20 protein-coding genes are annotated in these 26261 nt (G+C 56.8%); 17 read left to right on the forward strand and 3 right to left on the reverse strand.

The annotated features are described in order from the left end of the window. Positions 1-26 precede the first annotated feature (26 nt). Positions 27-3506 carry an S-layer homology domain-containing protein gene (locus tag KQI26_RS10770; RefSeq protein WP_216504413.1) on the reverse strand — a complete coding sequence of 1160 codons (3480 nt, stop codon included), beginning with the start codon at positions 3504-3506 and terminating at the stop codon, positions 27-29. Between the two features lie 492 nt (positions 3507-3998). Between KQI26_RS10770 and KQI26_RS10775 the strand changes: the two genes are divergently transcribed. Further along, positions 3999-6056 carry an S-layer homology domain-containing protein gene (locus tag KQI26_RS10775; RefSeq protein WP_216504414.1) on the forward strand — a complete coding sequence of 686 codons (2058 nt, stop codon included), beginning with the start codon at positions 3999-4001 and terminating at the stop codon, positions 6054-6056. 47 nt (positions 6057-6103) lie between these two features. On the opposite strand, the gene KQI26_RS10780 is transcribed toward KQI26_RS10775, so the two are convergent. After that, a complete protein-coding gene (locus tag KQI26_RS10780) occupies positions 6104-7069 on the reverse strand; it encodes an RluA family pseudouridine synthase (RefSeq protein ID WP_216504415.1) in 966 nt (321 codons plus the stop codon). A 192-nt stretch (positions 7070-7261) separates the two neighbouring features. Between KQI26_RS10780 and KQI26_RS10785 the strand changes: the two genes are divergently transcribed. The 6 genes from KQI26_RS10785 to KQI26_RS10810 all read left to right on the forward strand — a co-directional run bounded on the left by KQI26_RS10785 (position 7262) and on the right by KQI26_RS10810 (position 12532). Beyond that, the gene (locus tag KQI26_RS10785) at positions 7262-7762 is read left to right on the forward strand and encodes a DUF177 domain-containing protein (RefSeq protein ID WP_216504416.1); all 501 of its coding nucleotides are present in this window, start codon (positions 7262-7264) and stop codon (positions 7760-7762) included. A gap of 35 nt (positions 7763-7797) precedes the next feature. Further along, positions 7798-7986, forward strand: coding sequence for a 50S ribosomal protein L32 (gene rpmF, locus KQI26_RS10790; protein WP_118747923.1), 189 nt, complete (start codon positions 7798-7800; stop codon positions 7984-7986). A gap of 96 nt (positions 7987-8082) precedes the next feature. After that, the gene (locus KQI26_RS10795) at positions 8083-9399 is read left to right on the forward strand and encodes a DUF512 domain-containing protein (protein WP_216504417.1); all 1317 of its coding nucleotides are present in this window, start codon (positions 8083-8085) and stop codon (positions 9397-9399) included. Positions 9400-9443: 44 nt separating this feature from the next. Next, positions 9444-10769, forward strand: a complete 1326-nt coding sequence (gene der, locus KQI26_RS10800) for a ribosome biogenesis GTPase Der (protein ID WP_216504418.1) — start codon at positions 9444-9446, stop codon at positions 10767-10769. A gap of 93 nt (positions 10770-10862) precedes the next feature. Beyond that, entirely contained in the window at positions 10863-11471 is a 609-nt protein-coding gene (gene plsY / locus KQI26_RS10805; protein ID WP_118747925.1) for a glycerol-3-phosphate 1-O-acyltransferase PlsY, read from the forward strand. A gap of 38 nt (positions 11472-11509) precedes the next feature. Beyond that, the gene (locus tag KQI26_RS10810; RefSeq protein ID WP_216504419.1) at positions 11510-12532 is read left to right on the forward strand and encodes an NAD(P)H-dependent glycerol-3-phosphate dehydrogenase; all 1023 of its coding nucleotides are present in this window, start codon (positions 11510-11512) and stop codon (positions 12530-12532) included. 119 nt (positions 12533-12651) lie between these two features. Here KQI26_RS10810 and rpmB read toward each other — a convergent pair whose 3' ends face one another. After that, positions 12652-12840 (reverse strand): 50S ribosomal protein L28, encoded by a 189-nt coding sequence (gene rpmB, locus KQI26_RS10815; RefSeq protein WP_118428351.1) that lies wholly within the window; start codon positions 12838-12840, stop codon positions 12652-12654. A 181-nt stretch (positions 12841-13021) separates the two neighbouring features. Between rpmB and hprK the strand changes: the two genes are divergently transcribed. The 10 genes from hprK (at position 13022) to KQI26_RS10870 (ending at position 26205) form a co-directional block, all read left to right on the forward strand. Further along, complete coding sequence (hprK, locus tag KQI26_RS10820) at positions 13022-13972, forward strand: HPr(Ser) kinase/phosphatase (RefSeq protein ID WP_216504420.1); 951 nt, start codon at positions 13022-13024, stop codon at positions 13970-13972. Positions 13973-14111: 139 nt separating this feature from the next. Continuing rightward, positions 14112-15032 (forward strand): UDP-N-acetylmuramate dehydrogenase, encoded by a 921-nt coding sequence (gene murB / locus KQI26_RS10825; RefSeq protein WP_216504421.1) that lies wholly within the window; start codon positions 14112-14114, stop codon positions 15030-15032. 40 nt (positions 15033-15072) lie between these two features. After that, positions 15073-15933, forward strand: a complete 861-nt coding sequence (rapZ, locus tag KQI26_RS10830; RefSeq protein WP_216504422.1) for an RNase adapter RapZ — start codon at positions 15073-15075, stop codon at positions 15931-15933. A gap of 12 nt (positions 15934-15945) precedes the next feature. After that, positions 15946-17004 carry a gluconeogenesis factor YvcK family protein gene (gene yvcK, locus KQI26_RS10835; RefSeq protein ID WP_216504423.1) on the forward strand — a complete coding sequence of 353 codons (1059 nt, stop codon included), beginning with the start codon at positions 15946-15948 and terminating at the stop codon, positions 17002-17004. A 1-nt stretch (position 17005) separates the two neighbouring features. Continuing rightward, complete coding sequence (gene whiA, locus KQI26_RS10840) at positions 17006-17896, forward strand: DNA-binding protein WhiA (protein WP_216504424.1); 891 nt, start codon at positions 17006-17008, stop codon at positions 17894-17896. 33 nt (positions 17897-17929) lie between these two features. Continuing rightward, positions 17930-21511 carry a DNA polymerase III subunit alpha gene (locus KQI26_RS10845; RefSeq protein ID WP_253292801.1) on the forward strand — a complete coding sequence of 1194 codons (3582 nt, stop codon included), beginning with the start codon at positions 17930-17932 and terminating at the stop codon, positions 21509-21511. A gap of 25 nt (positions 21512-21536) precedes the next feature. Next, positions 21537-23903: an ATP-dependent helicase gene (locus KQI26_RS10850; protein WP_216504425.1), complete on the forward strand. Its 2367-nt coding sequence runs from the start codon at positions 21537-21539 to the stop codon at positions 23901-23903. Positions 23904-23916: 13 nt separating this feature from the next. Beyond that, positions 23917-24381, forward strand: a complete 465-nt coding sequence (locus KQI26_RS10855; protein WP_216504426.1) for a pyridoxamine 5'-phosphate oxidase family protein — start codon at positions 23917-23919, stop codon at positions 24379-24381. Beyond that, positions 24381-25196, forward strand: a complete 816-nt coding sequence (locus KQI26_RS15780) for a peptide deformylase (RefSeq protein WP_371744135.1) — start codon at positions 24381-24383, stop codon at positions 25194-25196. The genes KQI26_RS10855 and KQI26_RS15780 overlap by 1 nt, the downstream gene beginning before the upstream one ends. Positions 25197-25248: 52 nt before the next feature. Beyond that, on the forward strand, positions 25249-26205 hold the full coding sequence (locus KQI26_RS10870; protein WP_371744129.1) for a tRNA dihydrouridine synthase: 957 nt from the start codon (positions 25249-25251) through the stop codon (positions 26203-26205). Positions 26206-26261 lie beyond the last annotated feature (56 nt).

Raw genomic sequence — 26261 nt, forward strand, 5'->3', positions numbered from 1 at the left:
AGGTACCGGGGCTGTGTTTTTTCGCATTACTTCATGGAGCGTGCCAGGAAGGCTGCGATCTGTGCTCTTGTGCAGGTGGCGTTGGGGTCGAACCGGTCGCCGCCCACGCCCTGGGTGATGCCGCTTTCCACGGCCCAGGCCACGGCCTGCGCGTAGTAGCTGCCGGCGGGAACATCAGCAAAGCTGACCTTATCCGTTGCGGCGGGCTGACCCATGGTGCGCCACAGCATGGTGACCATTTGGGCGCGGGTGATGGTGGCGTCGGGGTTCGTGCCGTCGGAAATACCTTTATCCTTGGACCACAGCTGCGCCTTTTCGTACCAGTTGGCGCCGCCGGAGAGATCCGCGTCGTTCTGCCGGGCCAGGATCGTCCACAGCTGGGCGCGGGTGGCGGTGGCGTCGGGCGCGTAGCGCGTGGCGCTTATGCCGTTCACCAGCTCACGGGCGCTGACGAAGTTGATCTCGTCCTTGGCCCAATGGTTTTGGGTGTCGATGAAGTTCTTGGCATTATCCACGATCTTCACCGTTGCACTGCCGTCCACAGTGAGCCGGATGCCATCCTTGGTTGGAATGGAATCCTTCAAAATCTCCTCGGTGCCGTCGGGACGGACGATAATCGCCACGGTGCCGGCGTTTGCGTTGGAAACGGGAATTTCCACCTCGGTCTTGCCGGAGTTCTGGGGCAGCTCCACCTTGACGGTGGGGGCGGTGCCGGAATTGCGGCCGGCCTCCACCTCAACGGGAGCTTTGACCGGCTTGCCGTTCTTCTTGGCGTTCTCAATGGCCTTATCGCTGACCTTGGCGTTCGCCTCGGTCTGGCCGTTCTTGCCGGTTTTCACCGTGCCGGTGGAGCCGTCGACGGCCTTATTTTCGGTGACGGAGCTGCCGTTGGGGTTGGTGGTGGTCTTGGAGACAGAACCGTCCTTGCCGGTGGTGGTCTGGGTCACGGTGCCGTCTTTGCGGGTCTCCGTTTTGGTGGTGGAGCCGTCCGGATTGTTCTTCGTCTCCGTCTTGATGATGGGGTTGCTGTCGTAGCTGCCGGAGTCGCCGGAGGAAGAGCCGCCGGGCTGAGAAGGCGTGGTGCCGCCGGTTTTCTCGGTAATGGTAATGGGAAGGGGCTCGCTAACGGCATCCTTAAAGGTCGCGTCACCCTTCTTGACAGCTGTGACCTTCACCGTTCCCGCCTTTTCGGCGGTCAGCACATCGCCCTCAATTTTAGCTTTGCCGGTTCCACCACCGAGCACTTTGTACTCCACTGCACCGGAGCCGGAGCCGCCTTTGAACGAAAGAGTCAGCGTTTCGCCAACGGCAAGGTATTCTTTGTCGGATGTCACATACAGCGTATTCTGTTCCTGCTTCCCGGTCGTGCTGGAGACAATCTCATATTTCACAGAAGCGGTCTGGCCGCCCACGGTGATTTTTGCCATGTACTTGCCGACCTTGGTGGGAGCGCCGGAAATTTCTGTAGAATCGCCGCTGGCGGCGAATTCACAATAGGTGATGTCAGACTCCTGGGCTTTTGCCACGTCCGTGGGCCAATTATCGGAATAGGTTAATTTCGCCGTGGGCGCTTCCATATTTTCGGAATATGGATAGGTGGACTGTGTCATGCTGATCTTCACAGACGCGGATTTGGTTTTGTGTTCGCAGTTGCCATCGCCTGTGCAGCTGACATAAATCGTCGAAGAATCGTCGCCTTTCGTTTGATAGCTCCAGATGTGGGTGTGCGTCCCGGCGATCCTCTCCAGCACCAGCTGGTTGTTTTTGTACTTGACCTTATATGTGTTGTCGTCGCTGAAGAATTTGCTGCTGTAATCCTGATTCACACCGGTGGCAATGACGCCGTTGTCGACCTCCTTCTTCTTGGTCACGCCGATGCTTGCGCCGTCGGTCAGACCCTTCTTGTCAATGGTGATGTAGGCGCCCCCAGCCAGATACACATTGCTGGCAGCGCTGTCAGTACTTCCCTTTGTGTTCCCCGTGACGGTCGGCGTGTTGGACACGGTGAAGGTGCCGCTGTTCACAAACACGCCGTTGCCGGTGTTGCTGCTGATCTTGCCGTCGTTCATGTTGAACTTGCCGGATGACACAGATACGCCGCCGCCGTTGGTTGCCGTGTTGCCCGTGACACTCGTTGCGTTGCCGTTCATGTTGAAGGTGCCGCCGCTGACATACACGCCGCCGCCGTAGGTGGTGTTCTTCTTGTCGGTGTTCGTCGCCGTGTTGCCGGTGATGGTGCCGTCGGTCATGTTGAAAGTGCCGCTCTTGTTGACATACACGCCGCCGCCGTTGGTGTCGCTCGGCGTTTTGTCGTTTTTCGCCGTGTTGCCGCTGATGGTGCCGTCGTTCATGTTGAAAGTGCCGCTTTCCACATACACGCCGCCGCCTTGGTTCGCCGTGTTGTCCTTGACGCTGGCGCTGTTGTTCATTTCGAACTTGCTGCTCTTGCCGGTCACATACACGCCGGCGCCGTTGAGGGCGGTGCCTCGGTTCGCCTTGTTGCCGGTGACGCTGGCGTTTTTGTTCATTTCAAAGTTGCCGCCGCTGACATACACGCCGCCGCCGTTGAGGGTGCCGCTGTTGTAGTCCGCTATGTTGTTGGTGACGCTTGATGTGCCGTTCATGGTGAAGGTGCCGCCGTTCACATACACGCCGCCGCCGTTGCTCAGGCGCTTTATCTTGTTCTCGGTGACGCTGGCGGCGTTGTTCATGATGAAATTGCCGTTTTGTTCCACATACACGCCGGCGCCGCCGCTGTCGTTGCCGCTGCCCCTGTCGCTTGTGTTTTTGGTGATGGTGCCGCCGTTCATGTTGAAGGTGCCGCTTTTCACATACACGCCGCCGCCGTAGCTCGCGGTATTTTCGGTGATGGCGCCGCCGTACATGTTGAAGGTGCCGCCGCTGACATACACGCCGCCGCCGTAGCGATCAGTGTTCTCGCCTTCTTGCCCCTTGTTTCCGGTGATCTGGCCTTTGTATAGATCGAAGGTGCCGCCTGTCACATACACGCCGCTGCCGGAGTCGATCGAGGTGGTGCCGCATGTAACCTTGCCGGTACCTTTGCAATCCGTCAGGGTCAGCCTGAAGCCGGATGGAACCTCGAACACGGGGGTTGCATCACCTTTTGTTTTTTGAATCTCCTTGCCGTTCAGGCAAATGGTGACATTGCCCGTGATCTTAATAGTGCGTTCGGTCTTATAAATATTACTCGTGTCACCGTCCAGATAATAGTTGCCTGCCGGCAGTTTCCACTGGTTGTTTGTGGTGTCAAGCTCAAGATTCGCAGCATCGCTCATACCCTTTTTAGTATGCCAGCTATAATCACCGCTTTCGCTGTACAGCTTCGTTTCAAAGGCGTTGTCCGGGTGCGGCATGCCTGAACCTGTATGCGAACAGGTTTTCCCGCAGATAGGGTGCGTGTGCGGCGTCGCCGCCAGCGCCGTGGCTGGCAGCAGCGTCAGGCACAGGGCCAGCGCCATAAAACAGCTTAAAATTCGTTTTTTCATAGGTCTCCTCCTTCACTTCATTCCCTGCCGGGGGCATAGCTCCCGCGGGCAGGGGGTATCCCGTAGGGAGTTCTTCCTACGGGTCCGGGGGCGCCCCCGGATCGGTTTGCAGGTTTACACGCTGAGTATAGCATATTTTTCGCGGTTTGTGCAGTCAACTGCACGAAATGTACTTATTTCGGCCTGAAATGTCACCGGAGCGGCCCCGGCTGATGTTCCGGTGACATTTCTGCCCCTTTTCTGTACGGCAGGATCATACGCCGTAGATTAGGGTATTGCAGCGGGGAAAAAGGCGAATGCAACCTTTATTTAATTATTTAATATTGCGATAGGGTAAAGGGATATTATTGAATGTGTCTATAACTATCTAGCATATTTTATGCAAAAAGACGAAAAGATTTAGAAGAGGGAGAAAAAGGAACTTTTGGAAAAGGGAATCGTCTAATAAAGTAAGTAAGCAGCTCTTTGAAACACGAAAGGAGAGGACGGGACATGAAAAGGATCATGGCGTGGATCGTGGCAATGGTGCTTCTGCTGGGGATGGCCCCCGGCGTTTGGGGAGCATCGGAAGAGTGGAATCAGCAGGCCCAGCAGGTCACCGGGAAGGTCAAGGCTCTTCTCGGGATCGGCGATGAGTACACCGGTTTCCACAGCGAGTATCAGACCGACGAAGGGGTGCCTTTGTGGGTGCTCAACTGGAGCTTGGATGAGCTGCGGCTGACGGTGGAAGCGACCTCTCAAGGGCAAGTGATGGAATACCGGCTGGATGATGGGGACTATTCCTCTCAGGAGCCGGGGTTTGCTCCCTCTGTGCCCAAGGTGAGTGACGCTCAGGCTTTGAAGTTGGCCCAGGCCTTCATCGACAAGCTGCTGCTGGAAGGGGAAAGCGTGAAGCTGGACGCTTCCCGGATCAGCCGGGGCGGCGATGAGATCCGGTTTTATTTTGACATCGCCCTTCATGGTCTGCCTTCCCCCTTGTCCGGACGGATCACTCTGGACGGGGAAGATGGAACGGTGATCTCCTATCGCCGCACCAATCCGGAGCACTATCGGGGCGGTGTGGACAACCCCAAGCCTTCGGTGACTCTGGAACAGGGCCGGGGCACTTTGCAGGGAACGCAGAAGCTTCAGCTGGAATACACCCGGCAGATGGAAAATGGTACAGAGAGCCAGCAGGCTCATTTGCGCTATGTGCCGGTGAGCGGGGACAATTATGTGGTGGATGCCTTTACCGGAAAAGCGGTCAACCTGTCTCAGCTGCGGCAAGAATATTATGAGGGATCCGGCGATCAGGAAAGCGGAGGCAGCAAATCTGATGCGGGCGGCGGCCTGAGCAAAGTGGAGCTGGAAGGGCTGGGCAAGCTGGATCAGGTCCTGGAAGAAAAGAAACTGGACAGTTTGCTGCGGCAAATGCCTCAGCTGGCCCTGCAGGATTTTCAGCTGGCCGAGACGGCCTACTATTATAACAAGGAAGACGATCGCTATACCGCCTCCCTCAGCTATACACGGCAGAAAGGAGAGGTACGGGAATATAAAATAGCCACCGTCAATGCTTCCGATGGACAGCTGATCCGGTTCTTTGCCTTTGGAGACGAAGAGCGGGAGGCTTTGGAAGGAGAAGCGGCTATGGCCAAAGGCCGGGCCTTCCTGGAAACCTATTTCCCCCAGCAGTTCAGCCAGGTGGGAGCCTATGAGGGAAGCAGTCTGCAAGGAGAAGGCGTGGTGTTGGTGCGTCAGGCAAATGGCGTGCCTTTCCCGGAAAACTATTATCGCATGAGTTTTGACAAGCAGACCGGCGACCTGCTGTCCTTCCGGGGGCAATGGGATGAAGATGTGACCTTTGCAGGCAAAGAGGGGATCATCTCCCTGGAGCAGGCCGAGAACATCTGGAAGGAAGCCCGTCCGGTGGAGTTGGGGTATTCGGCGGCTCCCACCGATCAAGGGGATAAATTGATGCTGGCCTATCAGTATGCGGAGGAAGCCAAGCAGGTTTATGGTGTGGATGCACTGTCTGGCGAAGCTCTGCGCAATCAGTGGGAGCAGGTGCAGGTTTCCTATACCGATGTGAAGGAAGGAGACAGCGAGATTTTAGCCCTGGCCCAGATGGGGGTGGGCTTTAAGAGCGATCTGTTCCAAAAGGACAAGGCATTGACTCAGGCGGATCTGCTGGCCTTCCTGGTGTCGGCCCAGGGGCAGTATTACGATCCTCGGGTGCCGGAAGAGCTGGAAAGCCTGTACTGGAGTGCCTATGAGCTGGGGATCCTGGAAAAGAACCAGCGGCAGGAGGATGCCCTGATCACCCGGGGCCAGCTGGTGAAGATCATTCTGGATATGTCGGGCTATGGCAAAGCGGCCGGAATGTGGCAGATTTACCAGTGCAATTTCAGCGATGCCGGAAAGATCCCCAAGGAATATTACGGTTATGCCGCCATTGCCCAGGGGCTGGGCATGGTGAAGGGGAATGGCAGCGGCCGGTTTGCGGCCCAGGATACCGCGACCCGGGAGCAGATGGCGCTGATGTTCTACCGCTTTATGGATCGGACTGTATAAAATGAGGAACAAAAAGCCGTCCCCAGGGACGGCTTTTTATTCTTGTATCAGTTTTTTGATTGATCATAAAAGAAGGGAAGGAAGGGCACATCTTCCACCTGGAAGGTCTTGCCCTTGAGATAGGAAAGCTCTCCCCAGTCTCCCTCCTGGGAAAAATGGAGCTTGTAGGAATACAGGGCCTGGTGGGTCATGCCGTAGGGGCGATTGCGCTCCATGGTGCCGTACTTGGTGTCGCCCACCAAGGGCCAGCCACGATGGGACAGCTGCACCCGGATCTGATGGGTGCGGCCGGTGAAGAGCTCACATTCCACCAAAGAGAGCTTGCCCCGGCTTTGCAGCACTTTGTAGCTCATGGATGCAGTACGGGCGCCAGGGGTGTTCTTTTTCACCACCCGCACCTGGTTTTGTTTGCTGTCTTTCAAAAGGGTATCCTGAATGACGGCCTGCCGGGGGGATGGGGTGCCATGAACCAGGCAAAGGTAGAATTTATGCACCTGGTGCAGCCGGATCTTTTCGTTGAGCACCCGCAGCCCTTCTGCTGTCTTGGCGGCCATGACAATGCCGCCGGTGTACCGGTCGATCCGGTTGCACAGAGCAGGGGTAAAGGATCGCTCTTTGTCCGGGTCCCATTCTCCTTTTTCATAGAGGTAGGCCTTGATGTGGTTGATCAGGGTGTCCAGCGTGCCCTGGTCGTCTTCATGAACCACCATGCCCGGGCGCTTGTCACACAAAAGGATGTGATCGTCCTCATAGAGAATGTGCAGCCGGGGAGTGATCCGGCGAAAGGCTTCCTCTTCCTTTACAGGCTGGAAAAACTCATCATTGATATAAAGGGAAAGCACATCTCCCTCGGTCAGCCGGTCGCTGGTCTGGCACCGTTTGCCGTTGCATTTGATCCGCTTGAGACGCACATATTTGTGCATCAGGGAGGGAGGCAGTGAGGGCAGGGCTTTTTGAAGGAACTTGTCAAGACGCTGGCCGGCGTCGTTTTTGCCGATGGTCATCTCTCGCATGGCGTTCTCCTGTCGGGTTGTTTTTTTCTTAAAGTTGTGGTATCATTATACACCAGCGGCTGTCTTTTGCAAACAGGCCGCCTGAAGCCAGGGTGAAAAATTGGGAAATGTGGGTTTTTTGAAACTATTTCTTGACAAACCCTCGGCAGAACACTATAATATTCGATGTATCATTGTGGGAGGTGTGTATTTGTGCTGCTCAACCTCCGTGATGTGCTGGCTTCCGAGGGGATGTGTCTGCCCTTTGATTATGCCTTTTCCCTGGCGGAAGAGGAGCTTTATGGGGAGCGTCCGTTTCAGGGGCCGGTGAAGGTCCAGGGGAAACTGGAAAACAAGGCCGATGTGTTTTATCTCACCGCCGCCGTTTCGGTTCCCGTTTCCACCCGCTGTGCCCGCTGCGGCAAGCCGGTGGAGTATGTGAAAGATCTGGATCTTGCGTTGGTCATCACCCAGACGGTCAGCGGCGATGATTTGGCCGAGGATGTGTATGTGGTGGAAGGGGACAGCTTTGAGCTGGACGACATCGTCCGGGAAGAGCTGCTTCTGCACATGGAACTGACAGTGCTTTGCAAAGAGGATTGCAAGGGACTGTGCCCCAAGTGCGGCCACGATTTGAACGAAGGAGACTGCGGCTGTGACCGCAGGGAGATCGATCCACGCCTTCAAAAGCTCACACAGCTTTTTCAGGAATAAATAATATGTTTTCATAGATCGAGGAGGTGTCACCGATGGCGGTCCCGAAGAGTAAAATCTCGAAACAGAGAAGAGACAAGCGGCGTAGTGCCCACTGGAAGCTGGAAGTTCCCGGTATGGTCAAGTGCCCCAAGTGCGGCGAACTGGTCATGCCCCACAGAGCATGCAGAAGCTGCGGCACATATAAAGGCCGTGAGGTCCTCAAAGTCGAGGTCAGCAAATAACACACGCATGAAAGATAGAGAGGGGACACCACCTTCTCTATTTTTTGTTATGCGGATGTTTTTGACCAAATGTTTGCCGAAAAGGAGGAACGGCCTGTGCCAGCTAAGATTGTGCATGTGGATCAGGGCAGCCCGGCTGAGAAAGCCGGGATCTCCGCTGGATGGTGGCTGCAAAAGATCAACGGCCATCCCATCCGCGATGTGCTGGATTACAAGTTTTATTCCTATGACAGCCGCCTGGAGCTGACCCTGAGCCAGGAGAAGGACGGGGAGGAAAAGTTCCTTTCCATCGGAAAGGCCGAGGGGGAACCTTTGGGGCTGGATTTTGAGACCTATCTCATGGACAAGCAGCGCAGCTGTGCCAACAAATGCGTCTTTTGCTTTATTGACCAGCTGCCCAAAGGGATGCGTCCTTCGCTGTATTTCAAAGACGATGACGCCCGTCTCTCCTTTCTCATGGGCAATTATATCTCCATGACCAATCTGAGCGAGGCCGATGTACAGCGGATCATCGCCATGCACATTTCCCCGCTGAATGTGTCCATCCACACCACCAATCCGGATCTTCGCAGCCGGATGCTGGGCAATCCACGGGGTGGGGAAAGCCTGGAATACCTCCGGCGGTTTGCTCGGGCCGGACTCAAGATCATGGGCCAGATCGTGGTGTGCCCCGGCTGGAACGATGGGGAAGAGCTGGAGCGGACACTGGAAGATCTGGCGGCCATGCACCCCAGCATCGCCCATGTGGCTCTGGCGCCGGTGGGTCTGACCCGTCACCGGGAAGGGCTGGAGCCGCTGCGCCCGGTGGACCGGGAAAAAGCCCGGCAGATCATCGGAGTGGTGGACAAGGCCCGGGAAAAGTGCCTGAAAACTTACGGTGAAGCCTTTTTCTATGCAGCCGACGAGTTTTACCTCATAGCAGGATGGCCGCTGCCGGGGGAGGAATACTATAACGGTTATCCCCAGCTGGAAAACGGTGTGGGGCTGATGTCTTTGTTCCGCCAGGAACTCCAGGGGGCGTTGCTGATGGCTGAGCCCACGGAAAATCCTCCGGCCTTCCTGATCGCCACCGGCGTGTCCGCCGCTCCCTTTATGGAGGAAATGGTGGCGCTGTGTAAAGAGAAGTGCCCGAACTTGCAGGGACGGGTGCAGCCGGTGAAAAACGACTTTTTCGGCCACGGTGTGGTTGTGGCCGGCCTGCTCACCGGCGGGGATATCATCCGCCAGGTGAAGGATGTGCTCCGGCCGGGAGAAGAACTGTGGATTCCCGACTGTATGCTTCGCCACGGCGAGACCGTCTTTCTGGACGATGTGTCGGTGGAGGAAATGGAGCAGAAACTGGGGACAAAGGTGCGGGTGCTGCCGGTGGACGGCGGCGCCTTCTGTGACGCCATCTTCCCCTGGGAAGAATAGAGAGAAGGCGGCTTTCACGCCGTTAAGATCGAAAGGGGGCAGCTATGCGAAAGCCTGTCATTGCCATTGTGGGACGGCCCAATGTGGGCAAGTCCATGCTTTTTAACCGGCTCATCGGCCGGAAACAGTCCATTGTGGAGGATACTCCCGGCGTCACCCGGGATCGGATCTATGCCGAGGGTGAATGGCGGGGCCGGGTGTTTGAGCTCATCGACACCGGCGGTATCGAGCCCAAAACCGACAACGAAATTCTGAAATTCATGCGGGAGCAGGCGCTCATCGCCATTGACACCGCCGATGTGATCATCTTCATCACCGATGTGCGCACCGGCGTCACCGCTGCCGACCAGGATGTGGCCGCCATGCTCAAGCGGTCCAAAAAGCCGGTGGTGCTCTGCGTCAACAAGCTGGATGCTCCCGGCGATCCGCCGGCGGAGTTCTATGAGTTTTACAACCTGGGCATGGGCGACCCCATCGGCGTGTCGGCCATCCACGGTAACAACACTGGCGATCTGCTGGATGCCTGCTACGCTTATTTTCCTCCGGATGCCGGAGAGAGCGAAGAAGAGGAAAACTGCATCCGGGTGGCCATCATCGGCAAGCCCAATGCAGGCAAATCCTCTCTTCTCAATCGCATCGCCGGGGAGGAGCGGGTCATCGTCAGCGATGTGCCCGGTACCACCCGGGACAGCATTGACCAGCGGGTCAGCAACAAATACGGCGATTATATCATGGTGGACACCGCCGGTATCCGGAAAAAAGCCCGGGTGGACGAGGACATTGAAAAAATCAGTGCTCTGCGGTCCATCATGGCCATTCAGCGGGCCGATGTGTGCCTGATTATGATCGACGCCACCCAGGGCGTCACCGAACAGGACACCAAGGTGGCCGGCTATGCCCATGAAAACGGCAAGGCCGCCGTCATTGTGGTGAATAAGTGGGACCTGGTGGAAAAAGAAACCAACACCCAGCGGGAATTTGAGCTGAAGATCCGGGAAGGGCTGGCCTATATGCAGTATGCCCCGGTGATCTTCCTGTCGGCCCTCACCGGCCAGCGGGTGGAGCAGCTGTTCCCCCTGATCAACACCGTGGCCCAGAACAATGCCATGCGGATCACAACAGGCACGCTGAACACCATTCTGGCTGAGGCCACCCTGCGGGTGCAGCCCCCCACAGACAAAGGCCGCAGGCTGAAGATTTACTATATCACCCAGACGGGGATCAAGCCCCCCACTTTTGTCTGCTTCTGCAACGACGCCCGCCTGTTCCACTTCTCCTATCTCCGGTATCTGGAAAACCGGATCCGGGAAGTCTTTTCTCTCACAGGCACTCCCATCAAGATGATTGTACGGCAAAAAGGAGAAGAATAGGCTTCTTTTTCCTGTTTTGCGGTTTACAAACCGGTACCCTTTGTTGTAAACTGGATGTAAATTGACCATCAAAATAGTTGAGGGGGAGAAGAAATGTTTCCGCACAGCCTGTGGGCCTGGGCGCTGGCCTTGGTCTGCGCTTATCTGATGGGGTCTTTCAGCACATCCATCACCGTTTCCAAACTTTTTTACAAAACCGATATCCGCAAGATGGGCAGCGGCAATGCAGGAGCTACCAACACCCTGCGGAATTTCGGAGTGAAAAAGGCATTGCTGGTGGTGCTGGGGGATGGCCTCAAAGCGGCGCTGGCTATGGTGCTGGCTAAAATCCTGGTGGGGCCGCAGGCCGTACTCTATGCAGGATGCGTGGCAGTGCTGGGACATATCTTTCCGGTGTATTATGGATTCAAAGGCGGCAAAGGCGTCATGAGCGCCGCCGCTATGATCCTGGTGTTTGACTGGCGGATCTTTCTCTTTGTGCTGGCCGTCTTTTTGCTGGTGGCCGTGTTCACCCGCTATGTGTCGTTGGCTTCCATAATGGCGGCGGTGGCTTTTGCCGCAGGGCTCCTTGTTTGTTACCGGGATCATTCCGGCTATCTGGCAGCGGGCCTGTGTACGGCGGTCATTGTGGTCTGGAAGCACCGCAGCAACATCAAACGGCTTTTGCACGGAGAAGAATCCAAGCTGGGTAAGAAAAAATAGATCCATTTTCAGCAGGGCCATCGCGGCCGGAGGTTACTATGAAGATTTCTGTCATCGGTTCGGGCAGTTGGGGCATTGCGGCCACCAAGATGCTCAGCGAAAACGGCCACGACATGACTCTGTGGTCTTTTGATCCCAAAGAAGCGGCCCTTTTGCAGGAAAAGCGGGAGAATCCCGCGCTGCTCCCCGGCATTCTTCTGCCGGAGCGGGTGCAGGTGACCACCGATATCGCCTGTGTGCAGGGGGCTGATATGGTGGTGATGGCGGTGCCCAGCTTTGCTGTGTTTGAAACCGCCCAGAAGATGCGGCCCTATGTGAGCAAAAACCAGGTGATGGTGCTTTTGTCCAAGGGCTTTGATAAAAACAGCGGTTATTCGCTCTTGTCCGATCTGTTGGAGCGGGTGTTCCTGGGCGAGGTGCCGGTGGTGGCCCTCACAGGCCCTTCCCACGCCGAAGAAGTGGGAAGAGGAATCCCCACCGCTGTGGTGGCCGCTTCCGTGAACCAGCAGGCGGCGGCCCTGACCCAGGAGGTCTTTATGAACCCGGTATTCCGGGTGTATACCACCCCGGACATTGTGGGAGCCGAGCTGGGCGGCGCCATGAAGAACATCGTGGCTTTGGCTGTGGGCATCAGCGACGGCGCCGGTTTTGGCGACAACACCAAAGCCATGCTGATGACCCGGGGCATCATGGAAATGGCCCGCTTCGGCGTGGCTCTGGGTGGACGGCCCGAGACCTTCACCGGCCTTTCCGGCGTGGGAGATCTGATCGTCACCTGTATTTCCCAGCATTCCCGCAACCGGCGGGCCGGATTGCTCATCGGCTCAGGTGTTTCTCCGGAAGAGGCCATCCAGAAGGTGGGGGCCACGGTGGAAGGGTATTTTGCCGCCCAGGCCGTTCACGCCCTGTCCCAGGGGAAGGATCTGGAACTTCCCATCTGCCAGGCGGTTTACGGTCTGCTCTATGAGGGCAAGCCTCTGGACGAGACTGTGCGGGCGCTGATGACCCGGGATAAAAAGAGCGAGACCCAGGAAAGCTGGATGCAGCATATCAACTGGTAAAAGAAAAAGCCTGTCCGAAAAACCGGGCAGGCTTTTTGTGTATAACAAAGAAAGGAAAATCAAAAACCCTCTGCCAAAGCAGAGGGTTTGATGTTTCACACATATTCCAGGGAAAGGCCTTAGATAGCTCTAGTGACCTTGCCGGAACGAAGGCACCGGGTACAGACATTGACATGGCTGGGAGTGCCGTTGATCAGCACTTTTACACGCTTCACATTCGGCTTCCAGGTCCGGTTCGATCTTCTGTGTGAATGGGAGACTTTGATGCCGAAGCTGACGCCCTTGCCGCAAATATCACACTTTGCCATTTTCTCTGCACCTCCTTTACCCATAAGCTACAAAGCGACACAAGCTATATTACCACAACTGTTTTTCAAAATCAAGGATTATTCGAAAAAAATCATTCTGTTGCCAAATTTTCTTCCATCCCCTATAATGGAAACAGATAGGACAGGCCGCGTGGCCGATGTTAAAAGGAGGTTTTTGACGATGGAGAAACCCTTTGTCAAATTGCATCAGATCATCGATGAATTTCATTTGAATCTGTTTTATGCGCCGGTGGGCTGTCTGGAGTCCCATGTGACCAGCATGGATGTGTACCGTCCGGGCCTGCAGCTGGTGGGTTTTTACGATCATTTTGATGCCGAAAGCATCCAGGTGCTGGGAAAAGTGGAGTGGGCCTTTTTACAGGGGCTGGATTCCCACCAGCGGGAGAGGGTCTTTGAGCTGCTGTTTGAAAAGAAGATCCCCTTGCTCATTTTTGCCCGGGATTATGAACCCTTCCCTGAGTGCCTGGCCATGGCCGAAAAATACGGCGTGCCGGTGGCCGGATCCGGGGAATACACCACCGACCTGATGGCCGCCATGACCTCTTCCCTCCATGTGCACCTGGGCCCCACCACCACCCTTCACGGCGTGCTGGTGGAGGTGTATGGCGAAGGCATTCTGCTGCTGGGCGGCAGCGGCATCGGCAAAAGCGAGACCGCCATTGAGCTGGTCAAGCGTGGCCACCGGCTCATCGCCGATGACGCCGTGGACATCAAAAAGGTGTCGGCCAAGACGCTGGTCGGTTCGGCGCCGGAAATGATCCGCTATTTTATCGAGCTGCGTGGCATCGGTATCATCGATGTGCGTCGCATCTTCGGTATGGGCTCGGTGAAGCCCACCGAGCGAGTGGATCTGGTGGTGCGTCTGGAAAAATGGGAGGACGGCAAACCCTATGACCGGCTGGGTGTGGACGAAGAGACCATGACCATCCTGGATATCAAGGTACCGGCCCTGACCATTCCGGTGCATCCTGGGCGGAATCTGGCGGTGATCCTGGAAGTGGCCGCCATGAACAACCGGAACAAGCGCATGGGCCACAACGCCGCCAAAGAGCTGAGCGACAAGCTGTACCGCACCATGCTGGCCCAGCAGAACCCGGAAGAAAACGATTAGACCACACCTGCCCAAGGGCGGACCGGATGTCCGCCCTTTTTCTTTCCCATAGGCGGGAGAAATCTCCCCTCTCCACTACCAATGGAGAGGGGTTTGTGCTATAATTATAGTAGAATATTGTGCGCATTGGGAGGACACTATGGAACAGAACAATTCCTTGAGCCAAGCCGCTGAAAAAGAAGATATCAAGATCTATTGGGATGAACCCATGAGCCGTCACACCACCATGCAGGTGGGCGGCCCCGCCGCCATGCTGGCCCAGCCCCGGGACATCCGGGAGCTGGTGAGCCTGGTCTATCTGGCGGGAAAGAACAACTTCCGCTGCATGGTTATGGGCAATGGCTCCAATCTGATTTTCCCCGATGAGGGGTACAAGGGACTGGTGATCAAGACGGTGCCCAATTATGGGGGCATTTATGTGGATGACGGCGGGGTGATCCGGGCAGAAGCCGGAGCACTTCTGTCCCAGGTGGCCACGGTGGCGGCCCAGAACGGCCTCACCGGTTTGGAATTTGCCCAGGGCATTCCCGGTACTGTGGGCGGTGCGTTGTGCATGAACGCCGGGGCCTACGGCGGAGAAGTGGGAAATCTGGTGCAGCGTACCTGCTATATGGACGCAAATGCCAAACTGCATATGCTGGCGCCCCAGGATCATCTATTTGGTTATCGCACCAGCCTGTTTAAGGAGAAGCCGGGAAATGTGGTGCTTTACACCGAGTTCAAGCTTCAGCCGGGAGGCCAGAAGGAAATTCAGGAGAAGATGAGCGATTACGCCGCCCGCCGCCGGGAGAAGCAGCCTTTGGATCAGCCTTCCGCCGGCAGCGTCTACAAGCGCCCCGAAGGCCACTATGCCGGGGAACTCATCGAGCAGTGCGGCCTGAAGGGATATCAGATCGGGGGAGCCATGGTTTCTCCCAAGCATGCCGGATTCATCGTCAACACCGGCAAGGCCACTGCATCTGATGTGATCGCCTTGATGGAGCACATTGAGGAAGTGGTGCTGGAAAAGACCGGCGTTTCTCTGGAAAGAGAAGTGCGGGTGGTGACTCACCGGCGGTAACGATCGCCGAAACGATGTCTGGAAAGGAGTGTGACTTTTCATGGAATGTTTGATTATATCGGGCATGGCCGGTGCAGGCAAGAGCATGGCGGTGGATGTGCTGGAAGATATCGGCTATTATTGCATTGACAATATGCCGGTTTCCCTCATTCCCCGGTTTATTCAGTTGTTTGAAAAAAGCCGGGAGCAATTCGACCGGGTGGCCCTGGTGGTGGATGCCCGCAGCGGTGACGGCTTTGAGGAGCTGTGTCAGGAACTGGACGATGCCCGAGGGCCGGATTTTTCCTACCGGATCCTGTTTCTCGACGCCCGCAACGCCATTTTGACCAACCGGCACAAGGAAAGCCGTCGGCGTCATCCTTTGCAGACGGCGGACATGGATCTGGAACAGGCCCTGCATCAGGAGCGGCGGGTGCTGGAACCCATTCGCCGCCGGGCGGATTTTATGATCGACACCAGCGCCTTGCTTCCTGCCGATTTCCGGGCCTATCTGGTGAGTTTGTTTGCCGGTGGAGAAGAAGGGGGCAATATGGTCATTTCCATCGGCTCCTTTGGCTTCAAATACGGAATGCCCGGGGAGTCGGACATGGTGTTTGATGTGCGCTTTTTGAAGAATCCCTACTATGTGCCGGAACTGAAAGACAAGACCGGCCTGGATCAGGATGTGTTTGACTATGTGTTTTCCGACCCGGCGGCAGAGGATTTCTGCGAGCGGGTCTGTTCGCTGTTGGAATTTCTCGTTCCCCGGTATATCGAAGAGGGGAAGATGAGCCTGGTGGTTTCCATCGGCTGCACCGGCGGTCAGCATCGTTCGGTGTCGGTGGCCCGGCATCTGGGCCAGTTGCTGGGCAGGCATGCCCGGAATGTGACCGTGCGCCATCGGGATGTGAAAAAGCACTAGGAGGCCGGTGGTATGCTGCAAAACCAAGTGCCCCATGATCTGTTGCGGGCCGCCCGGGCGGCGGGACGCAAGGTGGCGGCCATCGGCGGAGGTACCGGCCTTTCCACGCTGCTCCTGGGGCTGAAAGAATATACCGACAACATTACCGCCATTGTCACCGTCACCGATGATGGCGGCGGCAGCGGCGTTTTGCGGGATGAATACGGGATGCTCCCGCCGGGGGATATCCGCAACTGCCTGCTGGCGCTGGCCAACACCAGCGATGCCATGAACGAACTGCTCAATTACCGTTTTCCCGAAGGTTCCCTCAAGGGCCAGAGCTTCGGCAACCTGTTTCTGCTGGCCCTCAATGGGGTGTGCGGCTCCTTCCGTACCGCCGTGGCCCGGATGAATGATTTTCTGGCGGTTACAGGCCAGGTCTTGCCGGTGACCACCAGCAATGTGAGCCTGTGTGCCCAGTTTGAAGACGGCTCCTGCGTCACGGGGGAGACCGCCATCACCAAGGCCAAAAAGCAGAACAATCTGGTGATCCAGAAGGTGAGGCTTAAGCCGGAAGGGGCCAAGGCCTTACCGGAAGTCATCAAGGCCATTGATGAGGCCGATCTGATTATTCTGGGGCCGGGGAGTCTTTACACCAGCATTATCCCCAACCTGTTGGTGGATGGAGTGGCTCAGGCCATTCGCCGCTCTCAGGGGCTGAAAATCTACATTCTCAACATCATGACCCAGGACGGCGAGACCGAGGGGTACAGTGCCTCGGATCATCTCAAGGCTTTGATGAGCCACGGCGGCAAAGCCGATGTATGCCTCTATAACACCGACCGGGCGGCCCGCAGGCTGCTGGAAAAATACGCCGGCGAAAGCGCCCGGCAGCTGTGGCCCGACCCGCGGGAATTCCGGCAGATGGGAGTGGAGCTGACAGGGGAATCCATTTTGTCCCGGGACGCTCACTTTGTCCGCCATGACCCATTGCGCTTGGCCTATGCGGTGATGAAGACCGCCGCCCGGCTGGCGCCCCGGCAGCAAGTGCTGCGCTATTATGACGAATTGATGCTGCGGCAGGAGGAATAAGATGTCCTTTACACAACAGATCAAAGAAGAGCTTTGTCGCCTGGGGCCGGGCAAGGACTGCTGCGCTCGGGCGGAGTGTTATGGGATGCTGCTCTTTGCCGCGGTTTTCTCCCAAAGCCGCTTGCGGGTACACAGTGACCTGGCGGCAGTGCGGGGGAGAGTACGGCAGCTTCTCCGCCGGTGTGCCGGTGTGGAGATCTCTCCCCGGCCCGATGGGACCAACGCCTTGGTTTTGGAAGACCCGCCTTCTTTGCGGCGGGTTTTTTCCGCCTTTGGGTATGAATTTGAAGGGACCGCCCTTCATCTCAACCGGGCGGTGGTGGAGGAGGACTGCTGCCGCATCGCCTTCCTTCGGGGGGCTTTTCTCACCGGTGGGTATGTGTCGGCCCCCGGGCGAGGGTATCACCTGGAGCTGGTGACCTCCCATTACAATGTGGCCCGGCAGACGGTGCTGCTGTTGGAAGAAATGGGCCTTAGCTGCGGGTTTGTTTCCCGCCGGGGGAATTTTGTGCTTTACTACAAAGACAGCAATGTGATTGAAGATATCATCGGCCGCATGGGGGCCCCGGGGGCCGCTATGGATTTCCGGCTGCGGAAGGTGGAAAAGGACTTCCGCAACAACATCAACCGGAAGGTCAACTGTGAGACGGCCAATCTGGGAAAGACAGTGGAAGCCGCCGCCCGCCAGTGTCATGCCATTGGCAAATTGGAAAAAGCGGGCCAGCTGGAGCAGCTGCCCGAAAGCCTGAGGGAGACGGCTCGGGTGCGCCTAGGGCATCCGGAAGAGTCCCTCGCTGAGCTTTTGCAGCATTTTGATCCGCCCCTTTCCAAACCGGGGCTGAATAACCGGCTGCGGAAGCTGGAGCAACTGGCGGCCAAATTGGAAGATTGAGAAAAGGCAAAGAAATTGGGAGATAAAGATACTATGGCCATTGATTTTGTCCATTTGCATGTGCACAGCGTGTTCAGCCTGTTGGACGGTGCCTGCCCTGTGGCGGAACTGCCCCGCAGAGCCAAGGAGCTGGGGCAGCAGTCCCTGGCCGTCACCGATCACGGGGTGATGTACGGGTGCATTGATTTTTATAAAGCCTGCAAGGCGGAAGGAGTCCATCCCATCATCGGCTGCGAGGTCTATGTGGCGCCTCGCAGCCGCTTTGACAAAACAGCCGAACTGGACGGGGAAGCCTATCACCTGGTGCTTTTGTGCCAAAACCAGAAGGGATATGAAAACCTGATCTATCTGGTGAGCCAGGGTTTCCTCCAGGGGTTTTACAACAAACCCCGGGTGGACTGGGATTTGCTGAAAGAATACCATGAAGGACTGATCTGTCTGTCGGCCTGCCTGGCCGGGCAGGTGCCCCGGCTGCTGGACCAGGACAGCTATGAAGGGGCCCTGGAGCTGGCCACACAATACCGGGATCTGTTTGGCCCGGAGAACTATTTTATCGAGGTGCAGGACCACGGCATCCCGGAACAGAAAAAGGTCAACGAGGGCCTGTGCCGCCTAGCCAAAGAGTTGGGCGTGGGATTGGTGGCCACCAACGACGCCCACTATCTCAAGCGGGAGGATGCCTCCAGCCAGGATGTGCTCCTTTGCATCCAGACGGGAAAAACGGTGGATGAGCCCAATCGGATGCGCTTTGAAGGGGAAGAATTCTACCTGAAAAGCGGAGAGGAGATGGCGCAGCTCTTTCCGGAGGACAAATTCCCCGGGGCCATTTCTAATACGGTAAAAATAGCAGAGCGCTGCCAAGTAGAGTTCGATTTTTCAGAGCAGCACCTGCCGGCCTTTGATGTGCCCGAAGGCTATGACGCCGAGGGGTATCTGCGTCATCTGGCCGATGAGGGCTTTGCCCGCTTGTATCCCGACAAGGATACTTCTTACCGGGAGCGTCTGGAATACGAGCTGGACATGATCTGCCGCATGGGCTTTACCGACTATTTCCTCATTGTGGCCGATTTCGTCCGCTTTGCCCGGTCCCGGGATATTCCGGTGGGCCCTGGTCGGGGTAGCGCCGCAGGCAGTATGGTCAGCTATTGCCTGGGTATCACCGACATCGACCCCATGCGCTATAACCTGTACTTCGAACGGTTTTTGAACCCGGAACGGGTGTCCATGCCCGATATCGATATGGACTTCTGCGGCGTGCGGCGGCAGGAGGTCATCGACTATGTGGTGGAAAAATACGGAGAAGACCATGTGGCTCAGATCATCACCTTCGGCACCATGGCGGCCAAGGCGGCGGTGCGGGACTGCGGCCGGGCGTTAAATATGACCTATGCCGAAGTGGATGCGGTGGCCAAACTGGTGCCCCAGGAACTGAAAATCACCCTGGACAAGGCTTTGAAGGTCTCCCGGGAGCTGCGCAGCTTGTACGAAAGCGACGAGCGGGTGCACACCCTTCTGGATACCGCCCGGAAGCTGGAAGGCACTCCCCGTAATGCCTCCACTCACGCCGCCGGTGTGGTCATCACCAAAGAGCCGGTGCATCGCTATGTGCCTCTGGCCAAAAACGACCAGGGCGTTGTCACCCAGTACATCATGACCACTCTGGAAGAACTGGGCCTTTTGAAAATGGATTTTCTGGGGCTGCGGAACCTGACCATCCTGCACGATGCCGTGGAACTGGTGAAGCAAAGCGGGGTGGAGCTGGATCTGCACAATATCGACTATGAGGATAAAGGGGTCTATGAGATGCTCTCCCAGGGCAAGACCTCCGGGGTGTTCCAGCTGGAAAGCGCCGGGATGCGCGGGGTCGTGGTGGCCATGAAGCCCCATTCCATCGAAGACATCACCGCGGCCATCGCTCTGTACCGCCCGGGCCCTATGGCCAGCATCCCCACTTATATCGATTGCAAGCATCATCCGGAAAAAGTGCAGTACAAGCATCCCCTCCTGCGGGATATCTTGCAGGTGACTTATGGCTGTACCGTTTACCAGGAACAGGTGATGGAGATCTTCCGCCGTCTGGCCGGTTATTCTCTGGGAAAGGCCGACCTGGTGCGCAAGGCCATGAGCAAAAAGAAGATGGATGTGCTGAAAAGCGAGAGGGAAAACTTTATCCACGGCAACAAGGAAGAAGGCATCGTAGGATGCGTGGCCAACGGCGTTTCCGAAGAAGTGGCTTCCCAGCTCTTTGACGATCTGCTGGACTTCGCCAATTACGCTTTCAACAAAGCCCATGCGGTGTCCTATGCCGTTTTGTCTTACCAGACCGCCTATGTAAAATACCATTATCCCACGGAATATATGGCGGCCCTCCTCACCTCGGTGCTGGGGGACAGCGCCAAGGTATCGGAATACATTCTGGAATGCCGGGAAATGGGCATCACCATCCTCACACCGGACATCAACCAATCGGGGGCGGACTTCACCGTCCGGGACAAGACCATCCGTTTTGGTCTTGCGGCGGTGAAAAATGTGGGCCGGAGCTTTGTGGCCGCTTTGGAAAAAGAGCGGCAGAGCGGCGGACCCTTCCGCTCGTTCAGCGATTTTTGCTCCCGCATGGTGGAGACCGATCTGAACAAACGGGCCTTGGAAAATCTTATCCGCTGCGGCGCTTTTGACAACTTCGGCCACCGCCGCTCCCAGCTGCTGCGGGTCTATGAGCAGGTGCTGGACGCTTCGGTGAGCGAACGGCGGAAGAACATCGAAGGCCAGATCGATCTGTTCGGCATGGCCCAGGAAGAAGAAGCGGCGGAAGTAGAACTGCCCGACATCCCAGAATATCCCAAGCGGGAACTTCTGGCCATGGAAAAGCAGACCACCGGCATCTATCTGTCCGGCCATCCTCTGGACGAGCAGGGAGAGCTGGTGAAACAGGTGGGGGCCACCCCCATCGGCCAGGTGCTGGCTGCCTTTGCCCCGGAAGAAGAAGAGGGCATGGGAAGAGCAGAAAGCGATCTGCGGGATGGGATGTACATCACTTTGGCTGGCATCGTTTCGGCGGTCAAGCTGAAGACCACCAAAAACAACACCACCATGGCCTATGTGACCCTGGAGGACCGGTCGGGAAGCATGGAGCTGCTGGTGTTCCAGAAGGCCATGGACAGCGCGCCCGGGGCTTTTGTGGAGGACAACGCCCTGGTGGTGTATGGCCGCATTTCCGCCCGGGAAGATGAAGCGCCCAAGCTGGTGTGTGACCGGTGCGCTGTCCTCACCCCCCAGAGTGCGGCGGAATGGCAGAATAAAAACAGAAATAGTGGATGGAGAAATGCCTCCCGTGGGTCCGCTCCACGGCCTCAGGTCCGGGAGACGAAGGAAGGGGCAGAAAAGGAGCCCTCCGGCCCCCGGCTGTATCTCCGCTTCAGTGGAGAAAACGCCCCGCTATTGGAACAGACCAAGGCCCTTCTGCGCCAAAGCCTTGGTCAGACGCCGGTGGTCATCTTTTACAGTGATACCGGCAAGCGGTTCCTGGCCCGACAGGAGCTTTGGGTCACACCGAGGGAGGAACTGATCCAGAACCTGGGCGGACTGCTTTCTCCCCAGAATGTGGTGCTTCGATAGAAAAAGGGAAAGGGAACAAAGATAAATGACGGAATTTGATATCAAATACAGTGCTTTGCGCAAATCCATCCTGGAAGAGGAATTTTCCGGGCTGAACGCTATGCAGCGGGAAGCGGTGTTCTGCACCGAAGGGCCGCTGTTGCTGCTGGCCGGTGCGGGAAGCGGCAAAACCACAGTGCTCATCAATCGGGTGATCAATCTGTTGAAATACGGCAGAGGCTACGAAGAGGAAATGGCTCCTGTGGGAGCCACCGAAGAGGACTTAAAGCGCATGGCTTCCTATCTGGCCCAGCCGGAAGAGGCGACGCCGGAGGATATTGTGGATTTGTGCAGCGCAGACCCTCCCCGTCCTTGGCAGATCATCGCCATCACCTTTACCAACAAGGCGGCCGGGGAGCTGAAGGACCGGCTGGAAAAAGCCTGCGGTGCCATGGCTGAGGACATCTGGGCCCATACCTTCCATTCGGCCTGTGTGCGCATTCTCCGCCGGTATGGGGAGCGGATCGGCTACGGCAACTTCACCATCTACGATGAAGACGACAAAAAGAAAATGATGGGCCAGGCTCTGCGGGAGCTGGGCTATGATGAAAAGAAGTTCGATCTGCGGGGGGTCATCAGTCAGATTTCCCGGGCCAAGGACAAACTGATCACCCCCCGGCAGTATCAGCAGCAGGCAGGAGACGACTATTACCAGAAGGCCGTGGGCCGTATTTACGAAGAATACCAAAACCGGATGCGCCGGGCCGGGGCCATGGATTTTGATGACATCATCATGGAGACCGTCCATCTGCTCCAGGAGTGCAGCGATGTGCGGGAGCACTACCAGCGCCAGTTCCGCTATGTGCTGGTGGACGAATATCAAGACACAAACCACGCCCAATATGTGCTGTGCAGCCTGCTGGCCGGGGGCTATGGGAACATCTGCGTGGTGGGCGACGATGACCAGAGCATTTATAAATTCCGGGGGGCCACCATCGAAAACATCCTGGAATTTGAAAAGCAGTACGAAAATGCCCGGGTGATCCGCCTGGAGCAGAATTACCGTTCCACCATGAGCATCCTGGAAGCGGCCAACGAGGTGATTTCCCACAACACCGCCCGGAAAGGCAAGCGCCTGTGGACGGAAAACGGCGAGGGAGATAAGATCGTCTATTTCTCCGGGGATAACCAGGAGGACGAAGGGCAGTTTATTGCCAGCGAAATCCTCAAAGGCTATGGGAAAGGCCAGAAATTTTCTGATTTTACCGTGCTCTACCGAAACCATGCTTTGTCCAACAGCATTGAAGGAGCCCTCAAGCGCAATGCCATCCCCTACCGGATGGTCAGCGGCCTGCGGTTTTTCGACCGGGCCGAGGTGAAGGATATGCTGGCCTATCTGTGGGTCATTGCCAATCCTTCGGACGGCATCCGTCTGCGGCGGATTATCAACAACCCTCCCCGGAAGATCGGCGCCAAGACCCTGGAGCATGTGGCCGACCTGGCATCCATGGAAAATATCGACGATTTTTCCGTGATCCAAAGAGCGGGAGAATATCCCGATCTGGCTCGGGCCAAGGACAGCCTGGAGGCCTTTGCCAGGATGATCAAGGGCCTGCAAGACAAGGCCCACGATCTGTCTTTGGGCGAACTGTATGACGCCTTGCTGGAAGAGAGCGGGTATCTGCGGATGCTGCGCAGCCAGGAGAACATCGAAGCCCAGACCCGGATCGAAAATGTGATGGAGCTGAAATCCAACATTGTGGAGTTTGAAAGCACCCATGAAGGGGGCACTTTGCTGGACTTTTTGGAAGAAGTGGCCCTGTTTACTGACATTGACCGGTACGACGAGCAGGCCGACGCCGTCACGCTGATGACCATGCACTCAGCCAAGGGACTGGAGTTTGATACGGTGTTCCTCTGCGGTATGGAAGAGGGCATTTTTCCCTCCCATCGGAGCATAGACAGCGACGAGGAACTGGAAGAAGAGCGGCGGATCTGCTATGTGGCCATGACCCGGGCCAAGCGGAAGCTTTACATCACTTGCGCTCAGCGGCGGATGCTCTATGGTCAGACTTCGTTTTGCCGGCCTTCCCGGTTTATCGGGGAAGTGCCGGAGGAGTATATGGAGAAAAAGGCAAAGGCCCGTCCTGCTCCTCAGCGCCGTCAGGCTGCCAACATCCGGCCCACCGTGCAGAAGAGCTTTGCCTCGGCCTTTGGAAGCCGCGCCAAGGAGGCGCAAAAGGATCTGCCCTCTGTGCGCCCCGGCCAGGCCATCACCCACAAGGCCTTTGGGGATGGCGTGGTGCAGGCCTGCACGCCTATGGGAAACGATGTGCTGATGGAAGTGAAGTTTGCCGAAGGTACGAAAATGATGATGCTGCGCACAGCCAGCCAGTTCATCACCATCAAATAAAGGAGGAAACCCTATGAACCGTCCCATGCGTCTTGGAAACCGGGCGATGAAAGAGGAAAAAGCCCGGAAACTGCTGGCAGAATGTGAATATGCACTGTTTACCACAGTGGATGAAGAGGGAGCGCCTCACACCGTGCCGGTCTCTCCGGTGGTGTTGGGAAATGCTCTGTATTTTCATTGCGCTCCGGCGGGAGAGAAGCTGGACAACATCCAGAAGAATCCTCAGGTTTGCCTGTGCGCCCTGGGGCGCACCCAGGTGCTGCAAAAGGAAATGACCATGGCCTATGAATCGGTGGTGGCCCAGGGAAAAGCCCGGCTGGCCCAGGGAGAGGAAGCACAGCGGGCCCTTTTGGCCATCTGCCAGAAGTATTCCCCTGGTTATGAAAGCGAGTGGGAAAAGGAGATCGAAAAGTTCCCCATGGTGCAGGTGGTTGCCGTGGACCTGATCCATATCACCGGCAAGAGTAACCGCCTGTGATGGAAAAAGACCTGCCGGAAAGGGGCAGCTGGTGCCTGTACATCCTCCGCTGCGGCGATGGCAGCCTGTATACCGGCGTGACCATCGATCTGCCCCGGCGGCTCCGGGCCCATCGGGAAGGGCGGGGGGCCAAATACACCCGGGGCCGGGGAGAACTGACGCTGGTTTACTGGGAAAGCTGTCCCAGTCAAGGCGATGCCTTGCGCCGGGAGCGGCAGGTGAAAAAGCTGAAAAAGGCAGAAAAGCTGAAGTTGATTCAAAGTCACCCCTTTTCTTCGGGGGAAACACGGCCCGGAGAAAAGAAAGCAGAGGGAAGGGGAGAAGCCGACATGGAAAGAGAGATTTTGCTGCTGGGAGATCCCAGACTGTACCAGGTTTCCCAGGAGGTCAGGGAGGAAGAACTGGAGCAGCTGCGCCCTATGTTTGAGGATATGTTCGACTGCATCCGGGGCATTCGCCGGGATTATGGTTTCGGAAGGGCCATTGCGGCCCCGCAGATCGGGGTGCATAAACGGGTGATTTGTATGCTCACCGACAGGCCCTATGTGATCATCAATCCCCAGCTTTCCTTCATCGGTGAGGAAACCATGGAGCTGATGGACGACTGTATGTCTTTTCCCGGGCTTTTGGTCCGGGTACGCCGGCATCGCCACTGTTTGCTGCGCTACCGGGACGAAAATTGGGTGGAACAGGAAAAACAGATGGACGATGACATGGCCGAGCTGATCCAACACGAATACGATCATCTGGATGGCATCCTGGCTACCATGCGGGCCATTGACAACCGGTCTTTTGTGATGAAGAAGCGGCCATAGGCCATAGTTTGGTCCTGAGAATGAAGAAGGAAGAACAAAGGAGGAACTTCCCGTGCGCTATGATCTGGCCCCTCTGGAGGGGATCACCGGCCCTCTGTACCGGCGGACGCACCATCAAATTTTTGGCGGCGTCGATCGGTACTATACCCCCTTTCTTTCTCCGGGAGAAGGGGGCACGCTGAACAAAAGAGAGCTGCGGGACATCGCCCCTGAGGAAAACCAGGGTCTGCCTCTGGTTCCTCAGCTGCTCACCCGGCGCAGTGGGGATTTCATTGGCGCGGCCCGCAGACTGTGGGAACTGGGCTACCAGCACATCAATCTGAATCTGGGATGTCCTTCGGGGACCGTCACCGCCAAGGGCAAGGGATCGGGGTTTCTGGCCCATCCACAGGAGCTGGATCACTTTTTGGAAGAAATCTTTTCCGCCGCTCTGCCGGTGAAAATTTCGGTGAAAAGCCGGTTGGGCATGACTTCGGAGGAGGAATTTCCTCCCATTCTGGCCATTTTTGAAAAATACCCCTTGGAAGAGCTGATTTTGCATCCCCGGGTGCGTCAGGATCTTTACCGAAAACCGGTGCGGCCTCAGGCTTTCCGGTGGGCGGCAGAACACACCAGTCTGCCTCTTTGCTATAATGGCGATCTGGTGACTGCGGCCGACTGCGCTCGGATGGAGCAAGAGTATCCCATGCTGCGGGGGCTGATGCTGGGACGAGGGGCCATTGCCGACCCGGCGGTGTTCCGCAAGGCCAAAGGGGGCAAAGCGGCTCAGAGGGAAGAGCTGCGGCTGTTTCATGACACTCTGTACCAAGGGTACTGCCAGGCATTCCAAAGCCCCAAAAACGCCATTTGCCGCATGAAGGATGTTTGGCGGTGCATGATTTTCCTCTTTGAAGATGAGCAGGGATTGGGCAAGGCCCTTCGCAAGGCCACAGAACCGGCTGATTATCAGTGGGCTGTGGAAGGGATTTTCCGCCTGCCCTTGCGGGAGGATGCCAAAGAACCCTGGTGACCCGCCCTTTCCCCAAAGTCTTTTTGGCTTTGGGGATTTTTTTTGCCATAAGGAAG

It is taken from the genome of Intestinimonas sp. MSJ-38, from assembly GCF_018917925.1.
In the GTDB taxonomy this organism is placed as follows: Bacteria; Bacillota; Clostridia; order Oscillospirales; family Butyricicoccaceae; genus Pseudobutyricicoccus.